Source organism: Streptomyces capitiformicae (genome assembly GCF_002214185.1).
Classification (GTDB): Bacteria; Actinomycetota; Actinomycetes; order Streptomycetales; family Streptomycetaceae; genus Streptomyces; species Streptomyces capitiformicae.
Window position 1 is genome coordinate 2,113,452 of record NZ_CP022161.1, and the last position, 23,778, is coordinate 2,137,229.

At 70.6% G+C, this 23,778-nt stretch carries 21 protein-coding genes and 2 tRNA genes; 19 read left to right on the plus strand and 4 right to left on the minus strand.

What is annotated here, in order from left to right:
* Nucleotides 1-51: 51 nt before the first annotated feature.
* The 4 genes from CES90_RS09290 to CES90_RS09305 all read left to right on the plus strand — a co-directional run bounded on the left by CES90_RS09290 (nucleotide 52) and on the right by CES90_RS09305 (nucleotide 3,731).
* On the plus strand, nucleotides 52-519 hold the full coding sequence (locus tag CES90_RS09290; protein ID WP_189781524.1) for a hypothetical protein: 468 nt from the start codon (nucleotides 52-54) through the stop codon (nucleotides 517-519).
* 95 nt (nucleotides 520-614) lie between these two features.
* Nucleotides 615-1,901, plus strand: a complete 1,287-nt coding sequence (locus tag CES90_RS09295; protein ID WP_189781414.1) for a glutamate-5-semialdehyde dehydrogenase — start codon at nucleotides 615-617, stop codon at nucleotides 1,899-1,901.
* A 111-nt stretch (nucleotides 1,902-2,012) separates the two neighbouring features.
* A complete protein-coding gene (locus tag CES90_RS09300) occupies nucleotides 2,013-2,621 on the plus strand; it encodes an SCO2584 family spore wall biosynthesis protein (protein ID WP_189781413.1) in 609 nt (202 codons plus the stop codon).
* Nucleotides 2,622-2,666: 45 nt separating this feature from the next.
* Nucleotides 2,667-3,731: an SCO2583 family membrane protein gene (locus tag CES90_RS09305; protein ID WP_189781412.1), complete on the plus strand. Its 1,065-nt coding sequence runs from the start codon at nucleotides 2,667-2,669 to the stop codon at nucleotides 3,729-3,731.
* 114 nt (nucleotides 3,732-3,845) lie between these two features.
* On the opposite strand, the gene CES90_RS09310 is transcribed toward CES90_RS09305, so the two are convergent.
* On the minus strand, nucleotides 3,846-4,976 hold the full coding sequence (locus CES90_RS09310) for a M48 family metallopeptidase (protein WP_189781411.1): 1,131 nt from the start codon (nucleotides 4,974-4,976) through the stop codon (nucleotides 3,846-3,848).
* A gap of 101 nt (nucleotides 4,977-5,077) precedes the next feature.
* Between CES90_RS09310 and CES90_RS09315 the strand changes: the two genes are divergently transcribed.
* From CES90_RS09315 to CES90_RS09355, 9 genes are all read left to right on the plus strand, one after another.
* Nucleotides 5,078-5,248, plus strand: coding sequence for a hypothetical protein (locus tag CES90_RS09315; RefSeq protein ID WP_189781410.1), 171 nt, complete (start codon nucleotides 5,078-5,080; stop codon nucleotides 5,246-5,248).
* 210 nt (nucleotides 5,249-5,458) lie between these two features.
* Complete coding sequence (locus CES90_RS09320) at nucleotides 5,459-5,626, plus strand: hypothetical protein (protein WP_189781409.1); 168 nt, start codon at nucleotides 5,459-5,461, stop codon at nucleotides 5,624-5,626.
* A 67-nt stretch (nucleotides 5,627-5,693) separates the two neighbouring features.
* A complete protein-coding gene (nadD, locus tag CES90_RS09325) occupies nucleotides 5,694-6,323 on the plus strand; it encodes a nicotinate-nucleotide adenylyltransferase (protein WP_189781408.1) in 630 nt (209 codons plus the stop codon).
* A gap of 16 nt (nucleotides 6,324-6,339) precedes the next feature.
* On the plus strand, nucleotides 6,340-8,022 hold the full coding sequence (locus CES90_RS09330; protein ID WP_189781407.1) for an LCP family protein: 1,683 nt from the start codon (nucleotides 6,340-6,342) through the stop codon (nucleotides 8,020-8,022).
* Between the two features lie 295 nt (nucleotides 8,023-8,317).
* Nucleotides 8,318-8,764, plus strand: a complete 447-nt coding sequence (gene rsfS, locus CES90_RS09335) for a ribosome silencing factor (RefSeq protein WP_189781406.1) — start codon at nucleotides 8,318-8,320, stop codon at nucleotides 8,762-8,764.
* On the plus strand, nucleotides 8,761-9,429 hold the full coding sequence (locus tag CES90_RS09340) for a histidine phosphatase family protein (RefSeq protein ID WP_189781405.1): 669 nt from the start codon (nucleotides 8,761-8,763) through the stop codon (nucleotides 9,427-9,429). Before rsfS ends, CES90_RS09340 begins: the two co-directional genes overlap by 4 nt.
* Before the next feature lie 137 nt (nucleotides 9,430-9,566).
* A tRNA-Ala gene (locus tag CES90_RS09345) sits at nucleotides 9,567-9,639 on the plus strand.
* 235 nt (nucleotides 9,640-9,874) lie between these two features.
* The gene (locus CES90_RS09350) at nucleotides 9,875-10,045 is read left to right on the plus strand and encodes a hypothetical protein (RefSeq protein WP_189781404.1); all 171 of its coding nucleotides are present in this window, start codon (nucleotides 9,875-9,877) and stop codon (nucleotides 10,043-10,045) included.
* Between the two features lie 3 nt (nucleotides 10,046-10,048).
* The gene (locus tag CES90_RS09355; RefSeq protein WP_005479297.1) at nucleotides 10,049-10,282 is read left to right on the plus strand and encodes a hypothetical protein; all 234 of its coding nucleotides are present in this window, start codon (nucleotides 10,049-10,051) and stop codon (nucleotides 10,280-10,282) included.
* Here CES90_RS09355 and CES90_RS09360 read toward each other — a convergent pair.
* Complete coding sequence (locus tag CES90_RS09360) at nucleotides 10,251-11,447, minus strand: glycosyltransferase 87 family protein (protein ID WP_229913645.1); 1,197 nt, start codon at nucleotides 11,445-11,447, stop codon at nucleotides 10,251-10,253. The genes CES90_RS09355 and CES90_RS09360 overlap by 32 nt on opposite strands.
* Nucleotides 11,448-11,592: 145 nt before the next feature.
* Here CES90_RS09360 and CES90_RS09365 point away from each other — a divergent pair.
* Nucleotides 11,593-11,665, plus strand: a tRNA-Ala gene (locus CES90_RS09365).
* Between the two features lie 128 nt (nucleotides 11,666-11,793).
* Here CES90_RS09365 and CES90_RS09370 read toward each other — a convergent pair.
* Both CES90_RS09370 and CES90_RS09375 read right to left on the minus strand, forming a co-directional pair.
* Nucleotides 11,794-13,410 carry an NADH-quinone oxidoreductase subunit NuoF family protein gene (locus CES90_RS09370; protein ID WP_189781402.1) on the minus strand — a complete coding sequence of 539 codons (1,617 nt, stop codon included), beginning with the start codon at nucleotides 13,408-13,410 and terminating at the stop codon, nucleotides 11,794-11,796.
* Complete coding sequence (locus CES90_RS09375; RefSeq protein ID WP_189781523.1) at nucleotides 13,407-14,711, minus strand: ferric reductase-like transmembrane domain-containing protein; 1,305 nt, start codon at nucleotides 14,709-14,711, stop codon at nucleotides 13,407-13,409. Before CES90_RS09375 ends, CES90_RS09370 begins: the two co-directional genes overlap by 4 nt.
* A gap of 489 nt (nucleotides 14,712-15,200) precedes the next feature.
* Between CES90_RS09375 and leuS the strand changes: the two genes are divergently transcribed.
* The 5 genes from leuS to CES90_RS09400 all read left to right on the plus strand — a co-directional run bounded on the left by leuS (nucleotide 15,201) and on the right by CES90_RS09400 (nucleotide 23,778).
* Nucleotides 15,201-18,077, plus strand: a complete 2,877-nt coding sequence (leuS, locus tag CES90_RS09380; protein WP_189781401.1) for a leucine--tRNA ligase — start codon at nucleotides 15,201-15,203, stop codon at nucleotides 18,075-18,077.
* A gap of 136 nt (nucleotides 18,078-18,213) precedes the next feature.
* On the plus strand, nucleotides 18,214-18,969 hold the full coding sequence (locus tag CES90_RS09385) for a hypothetical protein (RefSeq protein WP_189781400.1): 756 nt from the start codon (nucleotides 18,214-18,216) through the stop codon (nucleotides 18,967-18,969).
* Between the two features lie 81 nt (nucleotides 18,970-19,050).
* Nucleotides 19,051-19,896 (plus strand): DegV family protein, encoded by an 846-nt coding sequence (locus CES90_RS09390; RefSeq protein ID WP_189781399.1) that lies wholly within the window; start codon nucleotides 19,051-19,053, stop codon nucleotides 19,894-19,896.
* A 133-nt stretch (nucleotides 19,897-20,029) separates the two neighbouring features.
* Nucleotides 20,030-21,142: a ComEA family DNA-binding protein gene (locus CES90_RS09395; protein WP_189781398.1), complete on the plus strand. Its 1,113-nt coding sequence runs from the start codon at nucleotides 20,030-20,032 to the stop codon at nucleotides 21,140-21,142.
* Nucleotides 21,139-23,778 carry a ComEC/Rec2 family competence protein gene (locus CES90_RS09400; RefSeq protein WP_189781397.1) on the plus strand — a complete coding sequence of 880 codons (2,640 nt, stop codon included), beginning with the start codon at nucleotides 21,139-21,141 and terminating at the stop codon, nucleotides 23,776-23,778. The genes CES90_RS09395 and CES90_RS09400 overlap by 4 nt, the downstream gene beginning before the upstream one ends.

The following is a 23,778-nucleotide window of genomic DNA, read 5'->3' on the forward strand; positions in this document are numbered from 1 at the left end:
CAGTTCGCTGTGGAAGCACAGTTCGTTGTGAAGGAGGCCGTCGTGAGACGAGTGCGCCCCGGGACCGCGGTGTCCCGTGGTGGTGGTACCTCCCGTGCGGCCGGCGAGGAGCGGACGCTCACCAGCGTCAGCGTCTCGGACACGTACGAGAGCGAGGCCGCCGAGGAGCCGCGGGACCTGCCCCGGCTGTGGCACATCACGCTGAGCGTCTCCGGCCCCGAGACCCCGCTGAAGGAGGTGCGGCGCGGCCTGCAACAGCTGGCCCACGACCATCCCTTTCTGCTGACCAGCCGCTATGCGAGCGACCACGCCGAGATCCGCTACTGGGAGGAGGCCCGCGACCTCCACGACGCGGCCGCCGTCGCCCTGCGCCTGTGGGGCGAGCACCGCCGTACGGCCGGACTGCCGCCCTGGGAGATCGTCGGCCTGGAGGTCATCGACCGCCAGACGTACCACCAGCGCATCGCCGAGGGATACGGTCCGCCACCGGCGACGCCCGTCGGAGTCCACCCCTTCTGACCACCGCGCGGGGAGCCCTTCCGGGTGTGTCCCGGGGTGTCTCGCGGTTTGGGATAGCCGATGGACGCCCTCGCCGGGCGCACTACCCTTCCCTTATGACCACGCTCTCGCCGTACGACTCCATGTCCCCGGTCACCCGGGTCGCCTACCGTGCCAAGGCCGCCGCCGCCGACCTCGCGCCGCTGCCTCGCGCCGAGAAGGACGACGCGCTGCTCGCCATCGCCGACGCGCTGGAAGTCCGTACGAGTGAGATCGTCGAGGCCAACGCCAAGGACATCGCCAAGGCACGCGAGGCCGGCACCAGCGAGGCGATCGTCGACCGGCTGACGCTGACCCCGGAGCGGATCCGCGCCATCGCCGCCGACGTCCGCGACGTGGCCGCGCTGCCCGACCCGGTCGGCGAGATCGTCCGCGGCTCGACCCTGCCGAACGGCATCGACCTGCGCCAGGTCCGCGTCCCGCTCGGTGTCGTCGGCATCATCTACGAGGCCCGCCCGAACGTGACCGTGGACGCGGCCGCCCTCTGTCTGAAGTCCGGCAACGCGGTGCTGCTGCGCGGCTCGTCCTCCGCCTATGAGTCGAACACCGCCCTCGTACGGGTGCTGCGCGACGCCGTCGGCGGCGCCGGGCTGCCCGCCGACGCCGTCCAACTCGTCCCCGGCGAGAGCCGTGAGTCCGTACGCGAGCTGATGCGCGCCCGCGGCCTGGTCGACGTGCTCATCCCGCGCGGCGGCGCCTCCCTGATCCGCACGGTCGTCGAGGAGTCCACCGTCCCGGTGATCGAGACCGGCACGGGCAACTGCCACGTCTATGTCGACGCGCACGCCGACCTCGACACGGCGATCGAGATCCTGATCAACTCCAAGGCCCAGCGCGTCAGTGTCTGCAACGCCGCCGAGACCCTCCTCGTCCACCAGGACATCGCCCCCGAGTTCCTGCCCCGCGCCCTGGACGCCCTCGCGGAGGCCGGGGTCACCGTGCACGCCGACGAGAGGGTCATGGCGTACGCCAAGGACTCCAAGGCGACGGTCGTGGAGGCCACCGCCGAGGACTGGGAGACCGAGTACCTCTCCTACGACATCGCGGCTGCGGTCGTCGACTCACTCGACAAGGCGGTCGAGCACATCCGGCTGTGGACCTCGGGCCACACCGAGGCCATCGTCACCACCTCCCAGCAGGCGGCCCGCCGCTTCACCCAGCTGGTCGACTCCACGACCGTCGCCGTCAACGCGTCAACCCGCTTCACCGACGGCGGCCAGTTCGGCTTCGGCGCCGAGATCGGCATCTCCACCCAGAAGCTGCACGCCCGCGGTCCGATGGGCCTGCCCGAGCTGACCAGCACGAAGTACATCGTGACGGGCGACGGGCACGTACGCCGCTGAGCCGGCCGCCGCGCGGCACACCGGTCGGCGGCCCTGTGAAACGGCTCAGTAAGACGGATGAATTTCCTTACCGTCTGCCCAAATTGACCACCCCGGTCTACTCTGGATCCCGTGCCGGAGGACGTGGGGGGCACGCCGTTCCCTGACGGCTGGGAGCCCGACGACGACCGCGACCGCGGGGGTATGGACGAAGAGTTCGCCTCCGTGGTCTTCGACGAGGCCTTCGTACGGGCAGCCGTGGTCCATGAGCCGACCGCGGTCGAACGTCTGCTCGCAGCGGCGGAGGCCCGTGCCGCGGCCCAGGAGGCCGAAGCGCGCCGCGCGCACTCCAGAGGCGCACGGGGCGACGACGACCGCTATGACGACGGCTTCGGACCCGACGGCTCCGATTTCGGCCACGGCCGTGACGACGAGCTGGACGACCTCGACGACACCGACGTACTGGAGGGCCGCTACGGCGTCGACGGGGCGTATGGCAGGCCGTACGGCAAGCAGACCCGCTGGCACCGGCCCGTCGCCTGGATCCTCGCCCTGGTCATGGGCATAGGCATGGTCGCGCTCGCCTTCACCGCGGTCTACCGGGGCGCCTCCTCCGGCCGCGGCGAACAGGTCCCGCCGCCCCCGGCCACCACCGGCGTCGAACAGGGCACCTCGACCGGCCCCTCCGCCTCCGCGGACTTCTCCCAGCCGGCGGCACCGGCGACGCCCCGCACGCCCTGACCAGCAGCGCGTTTACCGGGGCCTCCGGAGACCTACTCTCAAGGTATGGGCGGGCCTGGAAACCCACCTGAAGGGACTCCCGAGGGCGGCCCCGGCGGTGGAGAGGACGAGTACCGATCCGTCGTCTTCGACGAATCGTTTGTCCGTGCTGCCCGTATCCAGGAGTTCTCCGCACAGGAGCGCCTCACCGACCACGCCCCGGCCGTACGCAGCCGCCCGCCCCTGCGCCGCGGCCTCTCCCGGCAGGCGCTGATCCTCGTTCTGCTGATCGCCCTCGCCTTCGGCACCGCGATCTACATGGGCGTGCGCCACCCGTACGAGGCCCCGGCCGCCAAGCCCGCCGAGCCGCTCAGGATGACGGTGATCCCCCTGGCGCCGCAGGCCGCGGTGCCCGGCGCCGAGGACCCCGAGAAGCTGTTCGCGCGCAGTCCCGCCGCCCAGTTCCGCATCGGCGCCGAGGGCATCACGATGCCGGCCACCCGACGCACCGAGCACTTCACCGACGGCCAGGTCGTCACCTCGCTGACCATCGCCAAGGAGTATCTCGTCGCCTCCGCGCTCGACCCGCAGGTGCTCGGCGGCACCACCGTCCAGCCGGTCCGCAGGCTGCTCGACTCACAGCAGCTCGACCAGTTCGAGCAGAGCTTCGACCGGCCCACCGCCGACGGCCGGCACGCCCCCACCGGCTGGCTGGTCCGCTTCGACCCCTCCCGCGCGAAGCTCGCCGACCCCAAGATCCGCGTCCAGGGCACCCTCCAGGCCGCCGAGTACGACTCCGGCACCCTGGAGGTCGTCGCCGCCCACACCTTCGTGTACGCGCTGCGGCCCGCCTCCGGTGACAAGGCGCAGGCCTCGCTGTTCACCGTCCGGCGCGAGCTGCACTTCCGCTTCGACCAGGACGACCTGCGCACCCGCCAGGCCGAGGTCGTCGTCTCCTACGTCCAGGCCGGCCCCCTGGCCTGCGCCGACGACGCCGCGAACCATCTGCGCCCGCTGCTCGCCGGCCAGACGGACAAGGAGGGCGGCCCGGCCGGCACCGACCCGTACGCCACCGGTGGCGCCACGGCCCTGTGCGGCTCTCTCGCGCAGGGCGCCCAGCCGAAGGTGTGACGCACCCGCGCCGGGCCGAATGACGCCCGAGGCATACCCGAGGCACAAGAGCGCCCGGCTCGAAGGTCACAACCTCCTGGCCGGGCGCTCTGTGTCAGTGGCCGTCGCCGTGCGTCACTCGTCGTCAGGACGCCTGTCCTGGGCGGTGTCCGTGCCGGTGGCGGAGCCGGAGGAGCCGGAGGAGCCGGAGGAGCCGCTGCCGCCGTTGGCGAAGCCGCCGAAGCCGCGCCGGACCCGGCCGCCGAGGTCGCCCGCGCCGCCCGCGATGTCGCTGACCAGCTTCATCAGCGGGTCCTTGGAGCTCTTGACATGGCTCGTGTAGTGCGCGGCCGATTCACGGAAGGAGTCGGTGACCGAGGTGTCCTTGTCCTCGCTGCGCCGCGGGTAGTGCCCGTCCATGATCCGCTGGTAGTCGCGGGACTCGGCCCACTTCTTCAGCTCGGCCGCGCGCACGGTGGTGAAGGGGTGCGAGCGGGGCAGCACGTTCAGGATCTTCAGCACGGAGTCGCGCAGGTCGCCCCCGGCCTCGTACTCCTCGGCCTGCGCGAGGAACGCGTCCACGTTCATCTCGTGCAGGTGGTGGCCGCCGGCGAGCTTCATCAGCCCGCGCATCGAGGCCTGGAGGTCCTGGCCGACGAGCAGCCCGGCGCGGTCGGCGGACAGCTCCGACTTGCGGAACCACTCGCGCAGCGCGGTCACGATCGCCATGACCGCGAGGTTGCCCAGCGGGATCCAGGCGATCCGCAGCGCCAGGTTGGTCAGGAACAGCAGTATCGTGCGGTACACCGCGTGACCGGAGAGCGCGTGGCCGACCTCGTGGCCGATGACGGCCCGCATCTCCTCCTCGTCGAGCAGGTCGACGAGCCCGGTCGTCACGACAATGATCGGCTCGTCCAGGCCGATGCACATCGCGTTCGGTGTCGGGTCCTGGTTCACATACATCGGCGGGACCTTCTCCAGGTCCAGGATGTAGCAGGCATCCCGCAGCATGTCGTTCAGGTGTGCGAACTGCTGGTCCGAGACCCGTACCGAGTCGGACAGGAACAGCAGCCTCAGGCTGCGCTCGGGCAGCAGACCGCTGAGTGCCTTGAACACCGTGTCGAAGCCGCTGAGCTTGCGCAGCGCCACCAGCGCCGAGCGATCCGCGGGGTGTTCGTACGCCCGCGAGGAGATTCCCTCGAAGCGCCTGCGCTGCCTGCTCGGCACGTTCTCGTGCCCGTTCTGCTCGTGGCTGTCGTCCGGCATGTTTATCCCCCATGCGTCTGGTTGCCCATGTTGCCCCCGAAGCGGGATCCAGCCTAGGCGGAGTTACGGTGGCAGGGCATCAACCGGTAAGGAGCGATCTCATGGTGCATCTCCCCCACCTCCCGGCAGCGGGCTGGCTCACCGAGGCCGCGGACGTCGCCGCGAAGGAACAGGGAGCGGGCAACCTGCTGCGCGTGGTGCTCATCGTGATGGTCCTGGGCTCCGTCCTGATGGCGTGGTTCCTCCTGCGGGGATACAAGCGGGACGACTGACGCCCGCCGACGGAAAGGACGTCCGGCGCACGCGAACGGTTGTCTCGTGCGGGAAGTACGTACGCGAACGGCTGTGTCGTACGGGAAGTACGCGCGCGGTGGCCCCCGCGTTCAGTCCTGGGCGGAGTCGACGTGATCGGCGATGAGCCCCCCGCTTACGATGGGCGCAGTCTTTATCCCGATCCCACACCCGGATAGGTCACGCCGACGATGAGCTTCCACAGCACCGCTGCCGACTTGGTCACTTTCGCCGCCGAGGGCGGCGGGGAGCACGGCGGCAACCACGAAAGCCTCAGCCCCTACCTGACCGGCGGTGGAGCGTTCTTCGCCCTGATGCTGCTGCTGTGGATCACCACGCGCTTCAACCGGGACCGCTGATTCCGCCAATCCGCGCAAATGGTCGTTCGAACAGGACGCGGTGACCGGGCCGGTAGGGTCTCGACGCATGGGAGAGCAGGAAATGCCTACCGGTCCGCGGCACGACAAGGGCCGACGCCGCCTCGGCGTCATGGGCGGCACGTTTGACCCGATCCACCACGGTCACCTTGTCGCGGCCCAGGAGGTCGCCTCGCAGTTCCACCTCGACGAGGTGGTGTTCGTACCGACCGGACAGCCGTGGCAGAAATCGCACACCAAGGTCTCGCCAGCCGAGGACCGCTATCTCATGACGGTCATCGCGACCGCGGAGAACCCCCAGTTCTCCGTCAGCCGCATCGACATCGACCGCGAGGGTCTCACCTACACCATCGACACCCTGCGCGAGCTGCACGAGCTCAACCCGGACACGGACCTCTTCTTCATCACCGGTGCCGACGCGCTCGCCCAGATCCTCACCTGGCGCGACGCCGAGGAACTGTTCTCGCTCGCGCACTTCATCGGGGTCACCCGTCCGGGTCACACCCTGGCCGACCCCGGCCTGCCCGCGGGCGGTGTCTCGCTGGTCGAGGTCCCGGCGCTCGCCATCTCCTCCACCGACTGTCGTGCGAGAGTCGCGAAGGGCGACCCCGTCTGGTATCTGGTGCCGGACGGCGTGGTCCGCTACATCGACAAGCGGCAGCTGTACCGCGGCGAGTGAGCCGAGAGGGGCACCGGTGAACGACCGATACGACGCTGGCTACGGGGGCGACCAGCAGTACGAACTCGTGGGATACGACGAGTTCGGGCAGCCGGTGTACCGACAGGTGCCCCAGCAGCAGGCGTACGACCCGTACTGGACGCAGCCACAGCAGCCGCAACAACAGCAGCCACAGGGCTACGGCTACGACCCGTACGCGACCGGTCAGCAGCAACCGGTGTCCTCCTACGACACGAGTCAGCAGGCCCCCGCCGCCCCGTACGCCCCTTACGACCCCTACGGGCAGACCGCGAGCACCGGCCACCAGGCCCCTGTCACCGAGCAGACCGCCTACATCCCGCAGCAGGCGGGGCCCGCGGAGACCGGCGCCCCCGAGGAGAGCGAGCCCCGGACCGGTGCCCCTGCCCAGGGGCGGGACTCCGGCGAGCGGGAGTACCGCACCGAGCAGTTCGCCTTCGTCGAGGAACCCGACGGTGACTCCAAGGACGTCATCGACTGGCTGAACTTCACGGAGAACCGCACCGAGCGCCGTGAGGAGGCCAAGCGCCGCGCCAAGAGCCGGCTGATCGCGCTGACGGTGGTGTTCGCGCTGGTCGTGGCCGGTGGTGTCGGCTACCTGTGGTTCGCGGACCTGCTGCCCGGTTCGTCCTCGGACGAGCAGACGGGCACCACTACCTCGGCGGCCGCCCAGAAGCGCGACGTGATCGCCGTCCACCTGCACGACACCAAGAAGGGCGGCACCGCCACGGCGCTGCTCGTGAACAACACCACCACGAAGCAGGGCGCCACCGTCCTGATACCCAACTCCCTCGCCCTGTCCGGTGACGACGGCACCACGACCACCCTCGCCAAGTCCGTCGAGGACGACGGCTCCGCCGGCACCCGCGACGGACTCGACATCGTGCTCGGCACCGACATCGAGGGCACCTGGCGGCTGGACACCCCCTACCTGAACAACCTCGTCGAGCTCGTCGGCAACATCGACGTCGACACGAACACCGACGTGCCCGACCCCGAGGCCGAGAAGAAGACCGAGGCCCCCCTCGTCAACAAGGGCAAGGGGCAGACCCTCAGCGGCAAGATGGCCGTCGCCTACGCCACCTACCGGGCCTCCGGTGAGTCGCAGGACGCCCAGCTGGAGCGGTTCGGGCAGGTCATGCAGGGGGTGCTGCGCAAGCTGTCCGCCGACGCACAGGCCGCCACGACCACCGTGCAGACGCTGGCCCAGATCCTCGACCCCTCGCTCACCGACAAGGACCTCGGCACCTTCCTCGCCAAGCTCGCCGACCATGCCAAGGGCGGCGACTACAAGACCGAGCTGCTGCCCGTCCAGCAGGACGGCACCCTCAGCGCCGAGGACTCCGACAGCGTGGTCAAGGACCTGCTCGGCGGCACCGCGAAGAGCCCCGACGCCGGGGACGCCGTCCGCGTCGGCATCCGCAACGCCACCGGCGACAAGGACGCCACCGAACAGGCCCGCGTGGTCCTGCTCAACGGCGGCTACACCTTCCTCGACGCCGGCACGGTCGACACCGCCCAGGCGACCTCCCAGGTCACCTACTCCGACGCGGCCCGCAAGCAGGACGCCATCGAGGTCGCCAAGACCCTCGGCCTCCCGGCCGGTGCCGTGAAGAAGGGCAAGACCACCTCCAACGCGGACGTCTCCGTCGTACTGGGGCAGAACTACACCGGTAAATAATCGGCGCCCCCTCTGGGAGGGGGCGCCGGTATGCAGTGAGGCCGCCGCGCCATGCCATAGCCATTACGGAAAGCCATGTATTGAACCCTCCCCGCATGGGGATTCCTGGCTCACACCGCCAGATCGTTCGACGAACGGCCTGGTCCTACGTGATCGACGCCAGCCGGGTTGGAACCTGCCCGGTGGATGATGTACTGGAAGGAGTTGCCGTGCTGGCTTGGTTCTCGCTCAGCACGGTGCCGAAAGTAGCACTTGCCCCAGTCCTGAAGGCCGGGGTTCCCCCGAAAGGATGAGGGTGACTTCCACCAATCGCGCCATCGAGCTGATCAATGTGGCCGCGCAGGCGGCCGCCGACAAGCTCGCGCACGACGTCATCGCGTACGACGTCAGCGACGTGCTGTCCATCACGGACGCCTTCCTGCTCGCCTCCGCGCCCAACGACCGCCAGGTCAAGTCGATCGTTGACGAGATCGAGGAGCGGCTGAACAAGGAACTCGACGCCAAGCCGGTGCGCCGCGAGGGCGACCGCGAGGCCCGCTGGGTGCTGCTCGACTACGTCGACATCGTCGTGCACGTCCAGCACAGCGAGGAGCGGGTCTTCTACGCCCTGGAGCGGCTGTGGAAGGACTGCCCAGAGCTGGAGCTGCCCGCCGACGCCAAGGCCACCCGTGGCAAGGGCGAGGAGCACGCCAAGCTGCGGGCCGCGGAGGAGGCCGCCGAGCTGGGTGGGGAGCCGCGGTGACGGCGGGCATCGACGCGGCCGACCGGAAGGGCCGAGGGCGCCGCGTCATACTCTGGCGCCACGGCCAGACCTCGTGGAACGTGGAGCGCCGCTTCCAGGGCACCACGGACGTCGAGCTCACCGAGACCGGCCTCGGCCAGGCCCGCCGTGCCGCCAGGCTGCTCGCCTCCCTGAAGCCGGACGCGATCGTCGCCTCCGACCTCCAGCGTGCCGCGAAGACGGCCGCCGAGCTGGCCATGCTCACCGGCCTGGAGGTGACGCACGACGAGGGCCTGCGCGAGACCTACGCGGGCGTCTGGCAGGGCCTCACGCACGACGAGATCATCGCCCGGCACGGCGAGGAGTACGCGGCGTGGAAGCGCGGCGAGCCAGTCCGCCGTGGCGGTGGCGAGCTGGAGACCGAGGTCGCCGACCGCGCCGCCCCGGTGGTCCTCCGGCACGCCGACAAGCTCCCCGACAACGGCACGCTCGTGGTGACCAGCCACGGCGGCACGATCCGCACCACCATAGGGCGCCTCCTCGGTCTGGAGCCCCACCACTGGGAGAGCCTCGGCGGGCTCTCCAACTGCTGCTGGTCCGTCCTCGGTGAAGGTGCCAGGGGCTGGCGGCTCCTTGAGCACAACGCCGGCACGCTGCCGGAACCGGTGCTCGGCGACGACGACTGACCGTTGACCGTCGTGCAACGTCTCGTACCGGGGCCGGGACCCGGATTTCACTTTCCGGCTGGTCGCAGGCTAAAGTTCTTCTTGTTCGCCCCGCCGAGCGGGGCGAAACACCATACGGCTTCGCCGGATGGAAGCAAGGGGCTATAGCTCAGTTGGTAGAGCGCCTGCATGGCATGCAGGAGGTCAGGAGTTCAATTCTCCTTAGCTCCACAGAACAGATCAGATCGGTACAGAAGATCCCGTTCCCGTGAGGGGGCGGGATTTTTCGTGTGTGACCTGCGTCCCTGCTTGAGCATGAGTGGCCCGGCGGGCGTATACCTCTTCGGACGACCTTCTTTCCCGCCGCGTGTCCGGACTGGTACGAAGGCGTCGCTGACCGTATTGGTCCGGCCGTGGCAGAATCAAACGGCCGGAAGGGGGCGTGGCCCGACGGGAGGGAGAAGCGATGCCTGCGAGCATCCGCGGGGAGGCCCATGGCCTCCCCGAGCTGGTGGTGATGCGGAGCAAGACCACCCTCCTCTGCCCTTCCTGCGGCTCGCTCCACGTTGCCCAAGTACTCGGTGACAACGGAGGGATCTCCTACGTGTGCACGGCCTGCGGCCACAGCTGGAGCTGAACTATGGGTGCACACAGGAGAAAGTGCGACTGGTGCGGCAGCGGCACGCCCATCGTCCGTGACATGGAGCCCGTCAACGCCGACTACCAGTACTGGTGCGAGGAATGCGCACGGGCGCTGATCATAAAAGGCGACCCGATCGAGACGTATCGCGAGCTGGAGGGTGAGCCGATCTACGGCCGCCTCCTCGAAGAGCACTGCACGCTCAAGCGTTTCTACTCGTTCGTGACGGCCTGAGCGTCTCGGCGCCGGTGAGGGCCAGGAAGAGCAGCCCGGCCCCCACATAGAGGCCCGACAGCGTCAACTCGACGCCGTTCTGTCGCAGTTCCAGCCGTCCCGGCCCGTGTGGCACCCACCACAGGGCGTACGAGCAGAAGACCAGCGCCATGCCGACGGCCACCGCGCGCCGGCGGGCCGCGGCCGTCACGAGCACCATCGGCACGCACCACACCCAGTGGTGGGACCACGACACCGGGCAGACCAGCAGCGCCGTCACCGCGCACGCGGCCATCGCCGAACCGCGCCGTCCGCGCAGCTCGGCGGTGACCGCGACAGAGAGGCCCAGCGCCCCCGTGACGGCCGCCGGGGCGAGCCACCAGACGCCGGGCTGCGGGGTGTGCAGCAGCCGGGCCAGTACCCCGCGCAGGGCCTGGTTGGCGGTGTCCTCGGGATGCCCGACCCGGCCCGCCGCGAAGACCATCCGGGTCCAGAACCGCCAGGAGTCGTACGGCAGGACGGCCGCCGCCAGCAGGGTCGCGCCGGCGAAGGTGAGGGCCGCCCCGCGCGCGTGCCGCAGCCAAGGGCCGCCGGAACGATGCCTGAACCGGGCCACGACACCGGTGGCCAGCAGGAACACCGCGAACAGCGCTGGAGTCAGCTTCACGGCCGCCGCCAGACCGATACCGACGCCGGCCCAGCGGTGCCCCGGCCGCCGGGACAGATCCCACAACACCAGGGCGGCGAGCAGCAGATTGACCTGTCCGTACCGCAGGGTCGTCCACACCGGCTCGCACCACACGGCCGCCGCCGCGACCCACCAGACGGTCTCCACGCGCGCGTGCCCGGCGATGCGCAGCGCGAAACCCACGAAGACGACGACAAGGGCCAGGTTCCCGGCTGTCGCCAGGGTGCGCAGGGCGGCCAGGTCCGGCAGTGTCAGCGGGGTGAAGAGCAGGGCCGCGAACGGTGGGTACGTGGTGGGCAGTTGGGCCTCGGTCGCCCGCAGCGCGTAGAGGTCACCGCCGGCCCGTACGGTCTCGCCCTCCGCCCGGTAGACCATCAGGTCGATCATCGAGACGTCGGCGGCCCGCTGCGCGATCCAGAGGCCCGCGAAGGAGAACAGACACGCCCCCATGGCGACCGGGACGCGGCGATGGACTTCCGGAAACGCGATCACGGTCACGGAAGCCGACATTAGCGATCAAATCGACCTTTGATCCGTATCCGATCCGCACCCGATCCGCACCCGACGGAAACGATTTGGTGGAGCGCGCGGGTGACCGGTAATGTTGGCGTCGCCGCCAGGGAAACCCGGCAGCACATAGCAAGGGGCTATAGCTCAGTTGGTAGAGCGCCTGCATGGCATGCAGGAGGTCAGGAGTTCAATTCTCCTTAGCTCCACAGAAAAGACCCCGTCCAAGTGGACGGGGTCTTCCCGTTGTTGGCGGCGAGCGTGGCAGAGACCGAGCCTGACAGAGACAAGAGAAGGGCGGGCCCACCCCATCGGGGTGACCCGCCCTTCGGCGTACTCAGCGACCGCTGCCCAGGGCCCGGCGACCGCGGCCCTGGGAGAGGACCGGCAGGTTGCGGGACGGGGCGGAGCCGCGGGTGTCCTCCTCGATGCGCAGGGCGAGCGCGGGGCAGCGTCGCACCGCGCGGAGCGCCTTGGCCTCGGCGTACTGGGGGACCTTCGCTTGGGCGACGGTGGGGAAGCCGTCGGCGCCCAGCTGGAAGACCTCCGGGAGGATGTCGGCGCACAGGCCGTGGCCGCGGCACAGCGTCCAGTCGACGAAGATCTTCTGCCGACTGGCGCCGCTCTCCTCCTGACCCGCGCCACCGGGGATGCCCGTCGGGGCCCTGCCGCCCTCGAACAGCGGCAGCACACCTTCCACGGGGCGCCCGCAGCCGTTGCCGAGGACATGTGCGGCGAGGTCGTCGGTGAACGCCTTGATGGTCGATTCCAGGAACATCGCGGAGCCGTCCGGGTGCGAGCACGCGCCGCGCCGCTTCACGTTCTTGGCGACCTGCTTGAGGGCCTCCAGGGCGGCCGGGCCGCCGCCGTTGAGGATGTCCTCCATGCCGCGCGCGGCGGCCGGCAGACCGAGGTAGCAGGGACCGCACTGTCCCGCGCTCTCCTCGGCGAGCCACTTCGCGACCTGGAGCGACTCGCCGAGCGGGCAGGTCTCCTGACTGATCGGCAGGATCGCGCCCGCGCCGAGCGCACCGCCCACCGCGTCCAGCGAATTCCGGGAGACGACCGCCTCGTTGACGGTGGCCGCGTCGATCCACTTGCCGTGGTAGCCGCCGGTCAGCACGCCCTGCGGGACCGGCGGCGCACCGGCGAGCTGCAGGATGTAGCGCAGCGGCACACCGGTGGGGGCCTCGATCACCATCGGGCGGGCGACCGCGCCGGAGACGGTGAGCATGACGGTGCCCGGCTCGTCGTACAGGCCGGTGTTGCCGTACCGCTCGGCGCCTATACGGGCGCCGATGGCCAGCTGGGCGAAGGTCTCGGCGTTGGAGAGCAGGGTCGGCGCGCCACCGACACCGCTCTTGGACGCGCTGGTCTTGCGGCCCGGCGGGATGGGCGGGCCGCCGTCGATCGAACGGATCAGCGAGCCGGCCGCGCCGGTGACCATGCGGACCGGGTTGCGCTGCACGCTCGCGCGGATGGCCGCGCCCCGCCGGTTGCTCAGCCCGCGCTCGGCGAGGGCGGCCTCCATCGACCGCTCGGTGGAGGCACGTGTCACCCCGATGACCAACTGGCGGGCGCCCAGGGCCTCGGCGACCAGCAGGGCGCCGTCCAGGATGAGGTGCGGGGCACGGTTGATCAGCACCGTGTCCTTGCGGCAGGCGGGTTCGTCCTCACTGCCGTTGACGACCACGACGGGCCGGATGCCGCGCTTGATCGCCGATTCGGCGACCGAGCGCAGCTTTTTGTGGAACGGGAAGCCCGCGCCTCCCCTGCCCTTCAGGTTGATCCGCTCGGACAGCTGGGCGAGTTGCTCGCCGCCCATCGGTTCGAGCGGACCGTGCACCTTCAGGTGCATGGGGAGGTCGAGTCTCTCGACGAGGTCGAAGCCCGAGGTGAGCTGGGGGAGCCCCACCACACGGACTTCGGGGACGTCGGGAAGGGCCTCGTTCACTTAAAGCCTCCGGAAGGCGCGTTCCAGGGTTCGCCTGAGCCCGGCTGCTGGTCGAAGTCGTAGCCGGACAGCGTTTCAGTGGCGGGACCGCTGTTGTACGTGTCATTCGGGTTGTACGTGCCGTAGGGGGCGTTCGTCTCAGGCGTTCCGTAAGAAGTTTCGGGAGTCGCCTGGTATGCCTGGCCCGGATAGGTCTGGCCACCGCCCGCGAACGCCTGTCCGGCGAAGGTGTCCTGCATCGGGTCGTACGCCGACGGGGGCGCCTCGCCGACCGGCGGCGGGGACGGCGCGGGCCAGCGGGTGCTGCCCGTGGTCGAGCCGTCGTCCATGCGCGGCATGGCCTGGGTGGGCTGCATGTCCAGCGGCGGCTGCTGCTGGGTCAGGTAGGGCGCCGTGGGCTCCGGGGCGCGCGGGGTCATCGACACGGCGCGGTAGGCGGCGGCGAAGCCGGGGCTGGAGTCGGCCGCCGCACGCTGCGGGGGTACCCCCAGCGGGTCGCCCAGCGCGGGGCCCGGGTTCTGCCCGCCGAAGCCGGGCAGCGGGAACTGGCCGGTGTCGCGGACTCCGGCGTCGCGCCGGCCGCCGTCGCGCCCTTCCGCGTCGCGTCGGCCGCCGGGGTCCTGCAGGGCCGAACGGGACTTCACGAGCTCGTCGACCTCCGGGGGTCGCTGGCCGTCGGTGCCCAGAATCGCGGTGATCCGTTCGACCACCTGGCGCTTGACCGGGCGGGGGGCGGCGCGCAGCAGCAGCGCGGCGGCTACGGCGACCAGGCCCAGCGAGTAGAGGGTCACGAAGATCGGCTTGGCCTCGCGACCCGCGTAGAGTCCGTGCACGAGCGCGAAACACCAGGCCGGATAGGCCATCATGTGCATCGTCCGCCAGCGGGCCGCGACCGGCGCGGGGGAGGCGAAGTTGCTGCGCAGCGCGCCGGTGATGGCGACGAAGACCATCAGGGATCCGGCGGTCGCGCCGAAGCCGATGAGCGCGCCCGAGCCCGTCACACCGAGTGCGAAGGGGAACAGGGCGATCGCGGACACGTGGTCCAGCGCCAGCTTGACCGTGACATGCAGGACGAGGAACGCGACCGACGCGATCGCGGTCGTTCGGTGCACGGCCTGGCCGATGATCCGCTGGCGCACGCTGAGCAGGGTCCGGTCCTGGGCGACGAGCCCCCAGAGCACCGAGCAGGTCAGCGAGACGAGCGAGAGCACGCCCGCGCCGAAGTCGAGGAATTCCCGGTACGTGTCACCTCCGACCAGCACACTTACGGGTATCAGCAGCAGAGCGGCAGCCGTCGCCATCCCGTAGGCCGAGCGGCCCGGTTGAGGCATCGAGCTGTTACTGCGACGAGGGTTCATGGGGGCAACTCCGAACAGTTCGGGAAAGCGGTCCCGTCGTCGAACTGTAAGTGGTGGCAAACCGAGCGGTACGAGGTTTGAGTTATTGCGCTGTTATCAAGGGGCAATCTCACATCTGTGTTGTCCCTTAGGGGTTGTTACGCGAAGTAATATTTGAATCTTGTTCAACTTTTTTGGCCGGATCCCGTGGCTGACACGCCGCGCCTCGGTGTCGAGACGGCCGGTAACCTCGTCGCGACGGCCATGAGGGCTGCGGTACCCTGAGCCCATGCGTGCCGTACGCCTTCTGCTTAGCGAGCCGCGCTGATCAGTCCCGACCGCCGATGAACGGCGAGGTCGGAATCGGCGCGGCGTCCCCTCCTGTGCGAGGGGATTTTTCGTTTCCGGACGACATATCCGCTGGCAGAGACGATCGATGGAGCTTTGAGGATCATGAGCGAGACGAACCCCGCTGCCGCCGCTGCTGTGTCGGTGGATGCAGCGCCGCACCGCTACACGGCCGCCATGGCGGCCGACATCGAGGCACGCTGGCAGGACTTCTGGGACGCCGAGGGCACGTACGCGGCGCCGAACCCGAAGGGTGACCTGGCGGGCGACCCCGAGCTGGCCGCCCGGCCCAAGAAGTTCATCATGGACATGTTCCCGTACCCCTCCGGTGCGGGCCTGCACGTCGGCCACCCCCTGGGGTACATCGCCACCGACGTCTTCGCGCGCTTCCAGCGGATGACCGGCCACAACGTCCTGCACACCCTGGGCTTCGACGCCTTCGGCCTGCCCGCCGAGCAGTACGCGGTGCAGACCGGCACGCACCCGCGCGTGTCCACCGAGGCCAACATCGCGAACATGAAGTCCCAGCTGCGCCAGCTGGGCCTGGGTCATGACAAGCGCCGGTCGTTCGCCACGATCGACCCGGACTACTACAAGTGGACCCAGTGGATCTTCCTGCAGATCTTCAACTCCTGGTACGACGACGAGGCGAGGAAGGCCCGCCCGATCGCCGAGCTGGTCGCCCGGTTCGAGAGCGGTGAGCGTGCTGTTCCCGGTGGGCGGGGCTGGCATGACCTGACCGCCGCCGAGCGCGCCGACGTCCTGGGCGGGTACCGCCTGGCGTACGCCTCCGACGCGCCGGTCAACTGGTGCCCCGGACTGGGCACCGTCCTGGCCAACGAGGAGGTCACCGCCGACGGCCGTTCCGAGCGCGGCAACTTCCCCGTCTTCAAGGCCAAGCTGCGCCAGTGGAACATGCGCATCACGGCCTACGCCGACCGTCTGCTGGACGACCTGAACGAGCTGGACTGGCCCGAGGCCATCAAGCTGCAGCAGCGCAACTGGATCGGCCGCTCCGAGGGCGCCCGCGTCGACTTCCCGATCGACGGCGAGAAGATCACGGTCTTCACCACCCGCCCCGACACGCTGTTCGGCGCGACCTACATGGTCCTGGCGCCCGAGCACCCGCTGGTCGACAAGTTCACCCCGGATGCCTGGCCCGAGGGCACCTACGACGTGTGGACCGGCGGTCACGCGACCCCGGCCGAGGCCGTCTCCGCCTACCGCGCGCAGGCCGCCTCCAAGTCCGACGTCGAGCGGCAGGCCGAGGCCAAGGACAAGACCGGCGTCTTCATCGGCTCGTTCGCGACCAACCCGGTCAACGGCGAGCAGATCCCTGTCTTCATCGCCGACTACGTGCTGATGGGCTACGGCACCGGCGCGATCATGGCCGTCCCGGCCGGCGACCAGCGTGACTTCGAGTTCGCGCGCGCCTTCGAACTGCCGATCCACTGCATCGTCGAGCCGACCGACGGCCGGGGCACGGACACCTCCACCTGGGAGGACGCCTTCGCCTCGTACGACGCCAAGATCATCAACTCCGCCAACGACGAGATCTCCCTGAACGGCCTGCCCGTCGCCGAGGCCAAGGCCCGCATCACCGAGTGGCTGGAGCGCAAGGGCATCGGCGAGGGCACCGTCAACTTCCGGCTGCGTGACTGGCTGTTCAGCCGCCAGCGCTACTGGGGCGAGCCCTTCCCGATCGTCTACGACGAGGACGGCGTCGCCCACTCGCTGCCCGAGTCGATGCTGCCGCTGGAGCTGCCCGAGGTCGAGGACTACTCGCCGCGCACCTTCGACCCGGACGACGCCGACACCCAGCCCGAGACGCCGCTGTCGCGCAACGAGGAGTGGGTCAACGTCACGCTGGACCTGGGCGACGGCCCGAAGCGGTACCGGCGCGAGACCAACACCATGCCCAACTGGGCCGGTTCCTGCTGGTACGAGCTGCGCTACCTGGACCCGCACAACGACCAGAAGCTGGTCGACCCGGAGATCGAGCAGTACTGGATGGGCCCGCGCGAGGGGCAGCCGCACGGTGGCGTCGACCTGTACGTGGGCGGTCAGGAACACGCCGTACTGCACCTGCTGTACGCGCGCTTCTGGTCCAAGGTCCTTTACGACCTGGGGCACGTCTCGTCCGCCGAGCCGTTCCACAAGCTGTACAACCAGGGCATGATCCAGGCCTTCGTGTACCGCGACAGCCGTGGTTTCGCGGTACCGGCCGCCGAGGTGGAGGAGCGCGACGGCGCGTACTACTACCAGGGCGAGAAGGTGTCCAGGCTGCTGGGCAAGATGGGCAAGTCCCTGAAGAACGCGGTCACCCCGGAGTCCATCTGCGCGGAGTACGGCGCCGACACGCTGCGCCTGTACGAGATGGCGATGGGCCCGCTGGACGTCTCCCGGCCGTGGGACACTCGCGCGGTGGTGGGCCAGTTCCGGCTGCTGCAGCGGCTGTGGCGCAACGTCGTCGACGAGGCGACCGGCGAGGTCACCGTGGTCGACGCGGAGCCCGACGAGGACACACTGCGGGCGCTGCACAAGGCCATCGACGGCGTACGCCAGGACTTCGAGGGCATGCGGTTCAACACCGCCATCGCCAAGGTCACCGAGCTGAACAACCACCTGACCAAGGCGGGCGGAGCCGTTCCGCGCACGGTGGCCGAGCAGCTGGTGCTGCTGATCGCGCCGCTGGCCCCGCACATCGCCGAGGAGCTGTGGCGCAAGCTGGGCCACAGCGACTCGGTCGTCCACCAGGACTTCCCCGTCGCCGATCCCGCGTACGTCGTCGACGAGGCCGTCACCTGTGTCGTCCAGGTCAAGGGCAAGGTCAAGGCCCGACTGGAGGTGCCGCCGACCATCTCCGAGGAGGACCTGGAGAAGGTGGCGCTGGGCGACGAGAAGGTGGTCGCGGCGCTGGCCGGGGCCTCGATCCGGAAGGTGATCGTGCGGGCGCCGAAGCTGGTGAACATCGTCACGTAGGTCTGTTCCGGACGAGGTTCCGGGGTGTCCCCTACGGGCAGGTTCAGGGTTCCGATGGAACCCCGGGCCTGCCCGTTGCGTTTACCGTTGAAGAGCGCAGCAGCATGTGCCGCGCGGGTCGAAGGAGGAGCGCGCCATGGAAGCCGTCATCGCAGTGGTCGCCCTGTTCTTCGTGCTGTTCGTGGTGCTGGGGGCGTACGCCACGGTGAAGGCGATCGGCGCGGCCAAGCGCGGCGTGGACCGCACGATCACGCAGGCCAAGCGGTCGGTCGAGGACACCACCCTGCGCGCACGAAGCCTCGCCCAGCCGGGCCCGGTGGGCCAACTGGCCGACCTGCGGCTGAAGTTGCGCACCTCGATGCGGGCCACCCAGGAGGCCCTGCAGGCGGGCGTGGGCGAGGACGAGTCCCTGAAGGAGTCCCTGGCCCTCTTCGAGCAGCTCAGCAGGCACGGCCGGGAGCTGGACGACGAGCTCAAGCGCCTGGAGCCCGAGCCCGACCGTGCCAAGCTGGCCCAGCGGCTGCCCTCGCTGCGCGAGCGTACGGAGCGGATCATCAAGTCGGCCGACTCCCTGCGCTGGGCGGCGCACGACCGGGCCCGCAAGTTCGCGGAGGACGACCTGGACACGCTCAGCGCCCAGATAGACGTCGAGGCGGACGCGCTGCGGCACTGGACGACGGAGCCCACACCGGTCTGGCCCGAGGCCCCGAAGCCCGAACCCACCGCCTCCACCGGGCAGACCTGGCAGGAGACCCCCGGGTCCCGCACCGCCGAGTCCCCGTCCCGTGAGCCCCGGTCCGGTGAGGAACCGCCCCGGCCCGCGATCAACCCGTCGGGACCGCGGCCGACGTACCCGTGGCAGAAGAAGCCCCGCCCGGAGAGCACGACTTGATCCGGGCCCGCGCCTTTGCGTGCCCGCAGGCGGGAGGGGCCGGGCTGCCGTCGGTGGGTCTTGGCGGGTAACCTCCAGCTCATGTCCCGCCATGTCGCGATCGTCACCGATTCAACGGCCTACCTGCCGCCGCCGGCGATGGAGCGTCACAGCATCACAGCGGTGCCCTTGACCGTGGTCCTCGGTGATCAGGCACTCGAAGAGGGCACCGAGATCTCGGCCCGTGCCCTGGCCCAGGCACTGCAGAGGAGACGGTCCGTCACCACCTCCCGCCCCAGTCCCGAACTGTTCGCGCAGACCTACCGCGAGGTGGCCGAGTCGGGGGCCACGGGCATCGTCTCGCTGCACCTGTCCGCCGAGTTCTCCGGCACCTACGACGCGGCCGTGCTCGCCGCGCGCCGGGCACCCGTGCCGGTGCGCGTGGTGGACACCGGGATGGTCGCGATGGCCCTCGGGTTCTGCGCCCTGGCCGCCGCCGAGTCCGCGGAGGCGGGCGGCACGGTGGACGAGGCCGTCACGGCCGCCGAGAAACGGGCCGCGGGGACCTCCGCGTACTTCTACGTCGACACGCTGGACTATCTGCGGCGGGGCGGCCGGATCGGTGCGGCGCAGGCGCTGTTCGGTTCCGCGCTCGCGGTGAAGCCGCTGCTCCAGCTGGACGGCGGCCGCATCGAGATGCTGGAGAAGGTGCGTACGGCGTCCAGGGCGATCGCCCGTTTGGAGGAGATCGTCGCCGAGCGGGCGGGCGGCGCGCCGGTCGACATCGCCGTTCACCACCTCGCCGCGCCCGAGCGGGCCTCGGCGCTCGCGGAACGGCTGCGGGACCGTGTGCCCGGGCTGGCCGATCTGCATGTGAGCGAGGTCGGGGCGGTACTCGGGGCGCACACCGGGCCTGGGTTGTTGGCGGCGGTCGTCTCGCCTCGGTGAGGGGCAGCCCGCTGTGGGCTGGTGCCGTTGTTTGTCGCTCGTGTGGGTGATGGAGTTATCCACAACTGGGCGGTAATCCACGGGAATTGAGCAAGATCATCGCGGGTGGGTGGTCTTGCCCGATCCTCGTCGCATGGCACTTCGATCACGTACACGGACAGCGACAGTCACCAGTGGGCCGGGGCGCGGCCCGTCCTCCGACAGCCGTGCCCGGCACCGGTCGCGGCGGCCCAAGGGCCGGGCGGGACGCCGCCACCAGGCTTCGGCCGAGACGGTTCGGCTGCGCGCCGAGGCGCTGTTTCCCGAAAGAGCGCGGGAGCCGCGGGAGTTGGGGCACGGACCGCCGGGTGCGCCGAGGGGGAGGACAGCGGCGGGTGCCGGTGTCGCCTGGGCGGGTGAGGCTGGGCAGCGTGCTGAGCCTGAACCTTCGCTCGGAGGTGCTGTTGAGGGGGACGCCTCAGGTGACGGTGCTGTCGCCGGTGTTGGGCGAGGAGCCTGGCGGGAGAGGGCCAGGGCGGCTGTGTGGGAACGGCTGCCGTTCTGGTTGCAGGCGCGGTGTGGCATCGAGCGGAAGAGTGTCGTCGCGCTGAGCGTGGTGTTGGTCGTGGCGGCGGTTTTCGCCGCGCAGCACTTCTGGACGGGGCGTGCTCAGCAGGTGGGAGCGCCCGAGGTGGTGCGGGCGAGTGGTCCGTCGGTGCCGGGAGCCTCATTCGGTGCGGCGGGCGAGGGGCACGGAGCGGGGCCGGGTGCCTCGGCCGAGACGATCGCTCCCCCGGCCGGGCCCTCGATCGTGGTGGACGTCAGCGGGAAGGTGCGCAGCCCGGGGATCCAACGGCTGCCGGCCGGCTCCCGGGTCGCCGACGCGCTGCGGGCGGCGGGCGGGGTGCAACCGGGGGCGAACACGGACGGCCTCAACCGCGCCCGCCTCCTCGTGGACGGTGAACAGGTCCTGGTCGGTGGCCCGGCGCCCGGGGCGGCGGGAACGGTCACCGGTCCGGGGGCCGGCTCAGGCGTGGCCGGGACCGGCGGAGCGGTCGCCGGGGCGGCTCCCGCGACCCCCGTCTCCCTCAACACGGCCACTGCCGATCAACTGGACACCCTTCCCGGAGTCGGCCCGGTCCTGGCTCAGCACATCATCGCCTACCGCACTCAGCACGGCGGTTTCCGTTCCATCGACGAACTGCGAGAGGTGAACGGAATCGGCGATCGCCGATTCGCCGATCTGCGGAACCTCGTACGGCCATGAACGCGCCGCGAGCGGGAGAGGAACCGGCGACGCCGGTCGGGGTGCGGGGTGCTCCTCGACGTCAGGCGGTGCATGCGGCCTCCGGGAACCGGCTCGGCGTCGCGCACCCGAGGCAGGAGGGGCCGACGGATCTGCGTCTGGTGCCACCGGCGCTGGCCGCGTGGGCGACGGCGGCGCTGATGGTGCGCGTCTCGGCCGGGTGGGTCACGGGTGTGGTCGCGGTCTGCCTGATCGTGGGTGTGGCCCTTCTCCTCACTCGGCGCGGGCGGACTCCTGAGGAGGGGCGGAGGGCGCCGCGAGCAGTGGTCTGGACGAGAGCGTCCGTCGCCGCCGTGTCGCTGTGCGTCGCCGCCGCCGCGGCCTCCGCCGGGTTGCACGGGGCGGATCTGCGCCGAGGGCCGGTGCCTGCTCTGGCCGGGCGGTACGCGCAGGTGACCGCTGATGTGGAGCTCACCGCCGACCCACGGCTCACTCGACCCCGGATCAAGGGCCATCACGCGGCTCCGACGGCCGTACTCCTCCAGGCCGAGGTACGGCGCGTGAGGGGCCGGGACGGGACGGTCGTGGCCACGCGGACGCCGGTTCTGGTCATCGTCGATGTCGATGTAGATGTCGGTGCGGATGCGGATGCGGATGCGGATGCGGATGCGGATGCGGATGCGGACGCTGACGCTGACGTGCGGTCGGGCGCGGGCGAGGGCAGGCGTTCGCCTTGGCTCACGTTGCTGCCGTCCACTCGGGTGCGGGTGGTCGCGCAGGTCGTGCCGGCCCTTGCCGGGGGAGAGCGGGTCGCGGCTGTGCTGCGGGTGCGTGGGGGTGGGCCGCCGGAGGTGGTGGGGGAGGCGAGTGCGGCGCAGCGGTTCGCGGGGCGGTTGCGCGAAGGGCTGCGGGAGGCGACCGACGGGCTGGACGCGGACGCGCGGGCGTTGTTGCCGGGGTTCGTCGTCGGGGACACCTCGCGGGTACCGGCCGAGTTGGACGAGGCGTTCAAGGCGACCGACCTCACTCATTTGCTCGCGGTCAGCGGGGCCAACTTCACGATCTTGTTGGCACTGTTCATCGGGCCGCCCGGGCTGGCCCAGCGTGCCGAGCGGCGGGGACTCGCGGCCCGGCTCGGGATTCCGTTGCGGGTGACGGCGCTGGTCGGCGGTGTGCTGACGCTCGGCTTCGTGATCGTGTGCCGGCCGGACCCGAGCGTGGTGCGGGCCGCTGCCTGCGGGTCGATCGCGCTGCTGGCCATCGCGACGGGCCGCCGCAGGTCGCTCATCCCCGCGCTGGCGACGGCGGTTTTGCTGTTGGTGCTGTACGACCCTTGGCTGGCCCGCAGTTATGGCTTCCTGCTGTCCGTCCTCGCGACAGGGGCCCTGCTCACTCTCGCCCCGCGCTGGAGTGCGGCGCTCCAGCGGCGCGGGGTGCCGCCGCGCCCCGCCGAGGCGCTGGCGGCGGCGGGCGCCGCGCAGGCCGTGTGCGCGCCGGTCGTCGCCGTGCTGTCGGCCAAGGTGAGCCTGGTGGCCGTGCCGTGCAATCTGCTGGCGGAGTTCGCCGTGGCGCCGGCCACGGTGCTGGGGTTCGCCGCGCTGGCGACGGCCCCGGTGGCGATGCCCGTGGCCGAGTGCATCGCCTGGTGCGCGAGTTGGCCCGCCGGTTGGATCGCGGGCATCGCGCGCACGGGGGCGTCCCTGCCCGGCGCCGGGGTGGACTGGCCGGGCAGTTGGACGGGGGCGTCGCTGCTGGCCCTCGTCACGCTGGTCGTCGTCCTGGTCGGCCGACGGCTCGTGAGCCGTCCGTGGCTGGTGGGGGCCTGCCTGGTGGTATTCCTGCTGGTCGTGGTGCAGCCGCCGCCGCTGACGAGGGTGATCACGGGGTGGCCGCCACCGGGCTGGCGGTTGGTGATGTGCGATGTCGGACAGGGCGACGCGACCGTGCTGGCGGCGGGCGACGGCAGCGGAGTGGTCGTGGACGCCGGTCCCGATCCGGTGCTGGTCGACCGCTGTCTGACGGCGCTCGGCATCACCAGGATCCCGCTCGTCGTCCTCACCCACTTCCACGCCGATCATGTGACGGGGCTGCCGGGAGTGCTGCGGGGGCGTTCGGTCGGGGCGATCCAGACGACGGGGTTCGAGGAGCCCGCGGACCAGGCCGAGTTCGTGCACCGGGAGGCGGCGGCCCGGCGGGTTCCGATGACGCGGGCCGTGGCCGGGGAGGAGCGGCGTACGGGCGGCCTCGCGTGGCGGGTGCTGTGGCCGCCGGGCGGCGCGTCCACCCCGGACGGGCCGAACGACGCCAGCGTGACCATGCTCGTACGGTCGGCCGGGCTGACCATGCTGCTGCTCGGCGACCTCGAACCGCCCGCCCAGCGGGAGCTGTCGAGATCCCCCGAGGCCGCGGAACTGCGAGCCGTCGACGTACTGAAGGTCGCCCATCACGGGTCGGCCTACCAGGATCCGGACCTCATACGCGCGGTCGCCCCGCGGCTGGCGCTCATCTCGGCGGGCAGGGACAACCCGTATGGACACCCGGCCCCCAGCACGGTCGCGGCGCTGCGGGCCGGGGGTGCCACGGTGCTGCGTACGGACGAGGACGGAGCGGTCGCCGTCGCGGGTACGGCCACGGGGTTGCTGGTGGCGAGAGACTGA

What these genes read in the sequence shown, in the direction of transcription:
- CES90_RS09295 (WP_189781414.1), top strand. Translation starts at nt 615, where the DNA reads ATGACCACGCTCTCGCCGTACGACTCCATGTCCCCGGTCACCCGGGTC.
- CES90_RS09305 (WP_189781412.1), top strand. Translation starts at nt 2,667, where the DNA reads ATGGGCGGGCCTGGAAACCCACCTGAAGGGACTCCCGAGGGCGGCCCC.
- CES90_RS09310 (WP_189781411.1), bottom strand. Translation starts at nt 4,976, where the DNA reads ATGCCGGACGACAGCCACGAGCAGAACGGGCACGAGAACGTGCCGAGC.
- CES90_RS09315 (WP_189781410.1), top strand. Translation starts at nt 5,078, where the DNA reads ATGGTGCATCTCCCCCACCTCCCGGCAGCGGGCTGGCTCACCGAGGCC.
- CES90_RS09320 (WP_189781409.1), top strand. Translation starts at nt 5,459, where the DNA reads ATGAGCTTCCACAGCACCGCTGCCGACTTGGTCACTTTCGCCGCCGAG.
- nadD (WP_189781408.1), top strand. Translation starts at nt 5,694, where the DNA reads ATGGGAGAGCAGGAAATGCCTACCGGTCCGCGGCACGACAAGGGCCGA.
- CES90_RS09350 (WP_189781404.1), top strand. Translation starts at nt 9,875, where the DNA reads ATGCCTGCGAGCATCCGCGGGGAGGCCCATGGCCTCCCCGAGCTGGTG.
- CES90_RS09355 (WP_005479297.1), top strand. Translation starts at nt 10,049, where the DNA reads ATGGGTGCACACAGGAGAAAGTGCGACTGGTGCGGCAGCGGCACGCCC.
- CES90_RS09375 (WP_189781523.1), bottom strand. Translation starts at nt 14,711, where the DNA reads ATGGCGACGGCTGCCGCTCTGCTGCTGATACCCGTAAGTGTGCTGGTC.
- leuS (WP_189781401.1), top strand. Translation starts at nt 15,201, where the DNA reads ATGAGCGAGACGAACCCCGCTGCCGCCGCTGCTGTGTCGGTGGATGCA.
- CES90_RS09385 (WP_189781400.1), top strand. Translation starts at nt 18,214, where the DNA reads ATGGAAGCCGTCATCGCAGTGGTCGCCCTGTTCTTCGTGCTGTTCGTG.
- CES90_RS09390 (WP_189781399.1), top strand. Translation starts at nt 19,051, where the DNA reads ATGTCCCGCCATGTCGCGATCGTCACCGATTCAACGGCCTACCTGCCG.
- CES90_RS09395 (WP_189781398.1), top strand. Translation starts at nt 20,030, where the DNA reads ATGGCACTTCGATCACGTACACGGACAGCGACAGTCACCAGTGGGCCG.
- CES90_RS09400 (WP_189781397.1), top strand. Translation starts at nt 21,139, where the DNA reads ATGAACGCGCCGCGAGCGGGAGAGGAACCGGCGACGCCGGTCGGGGTG.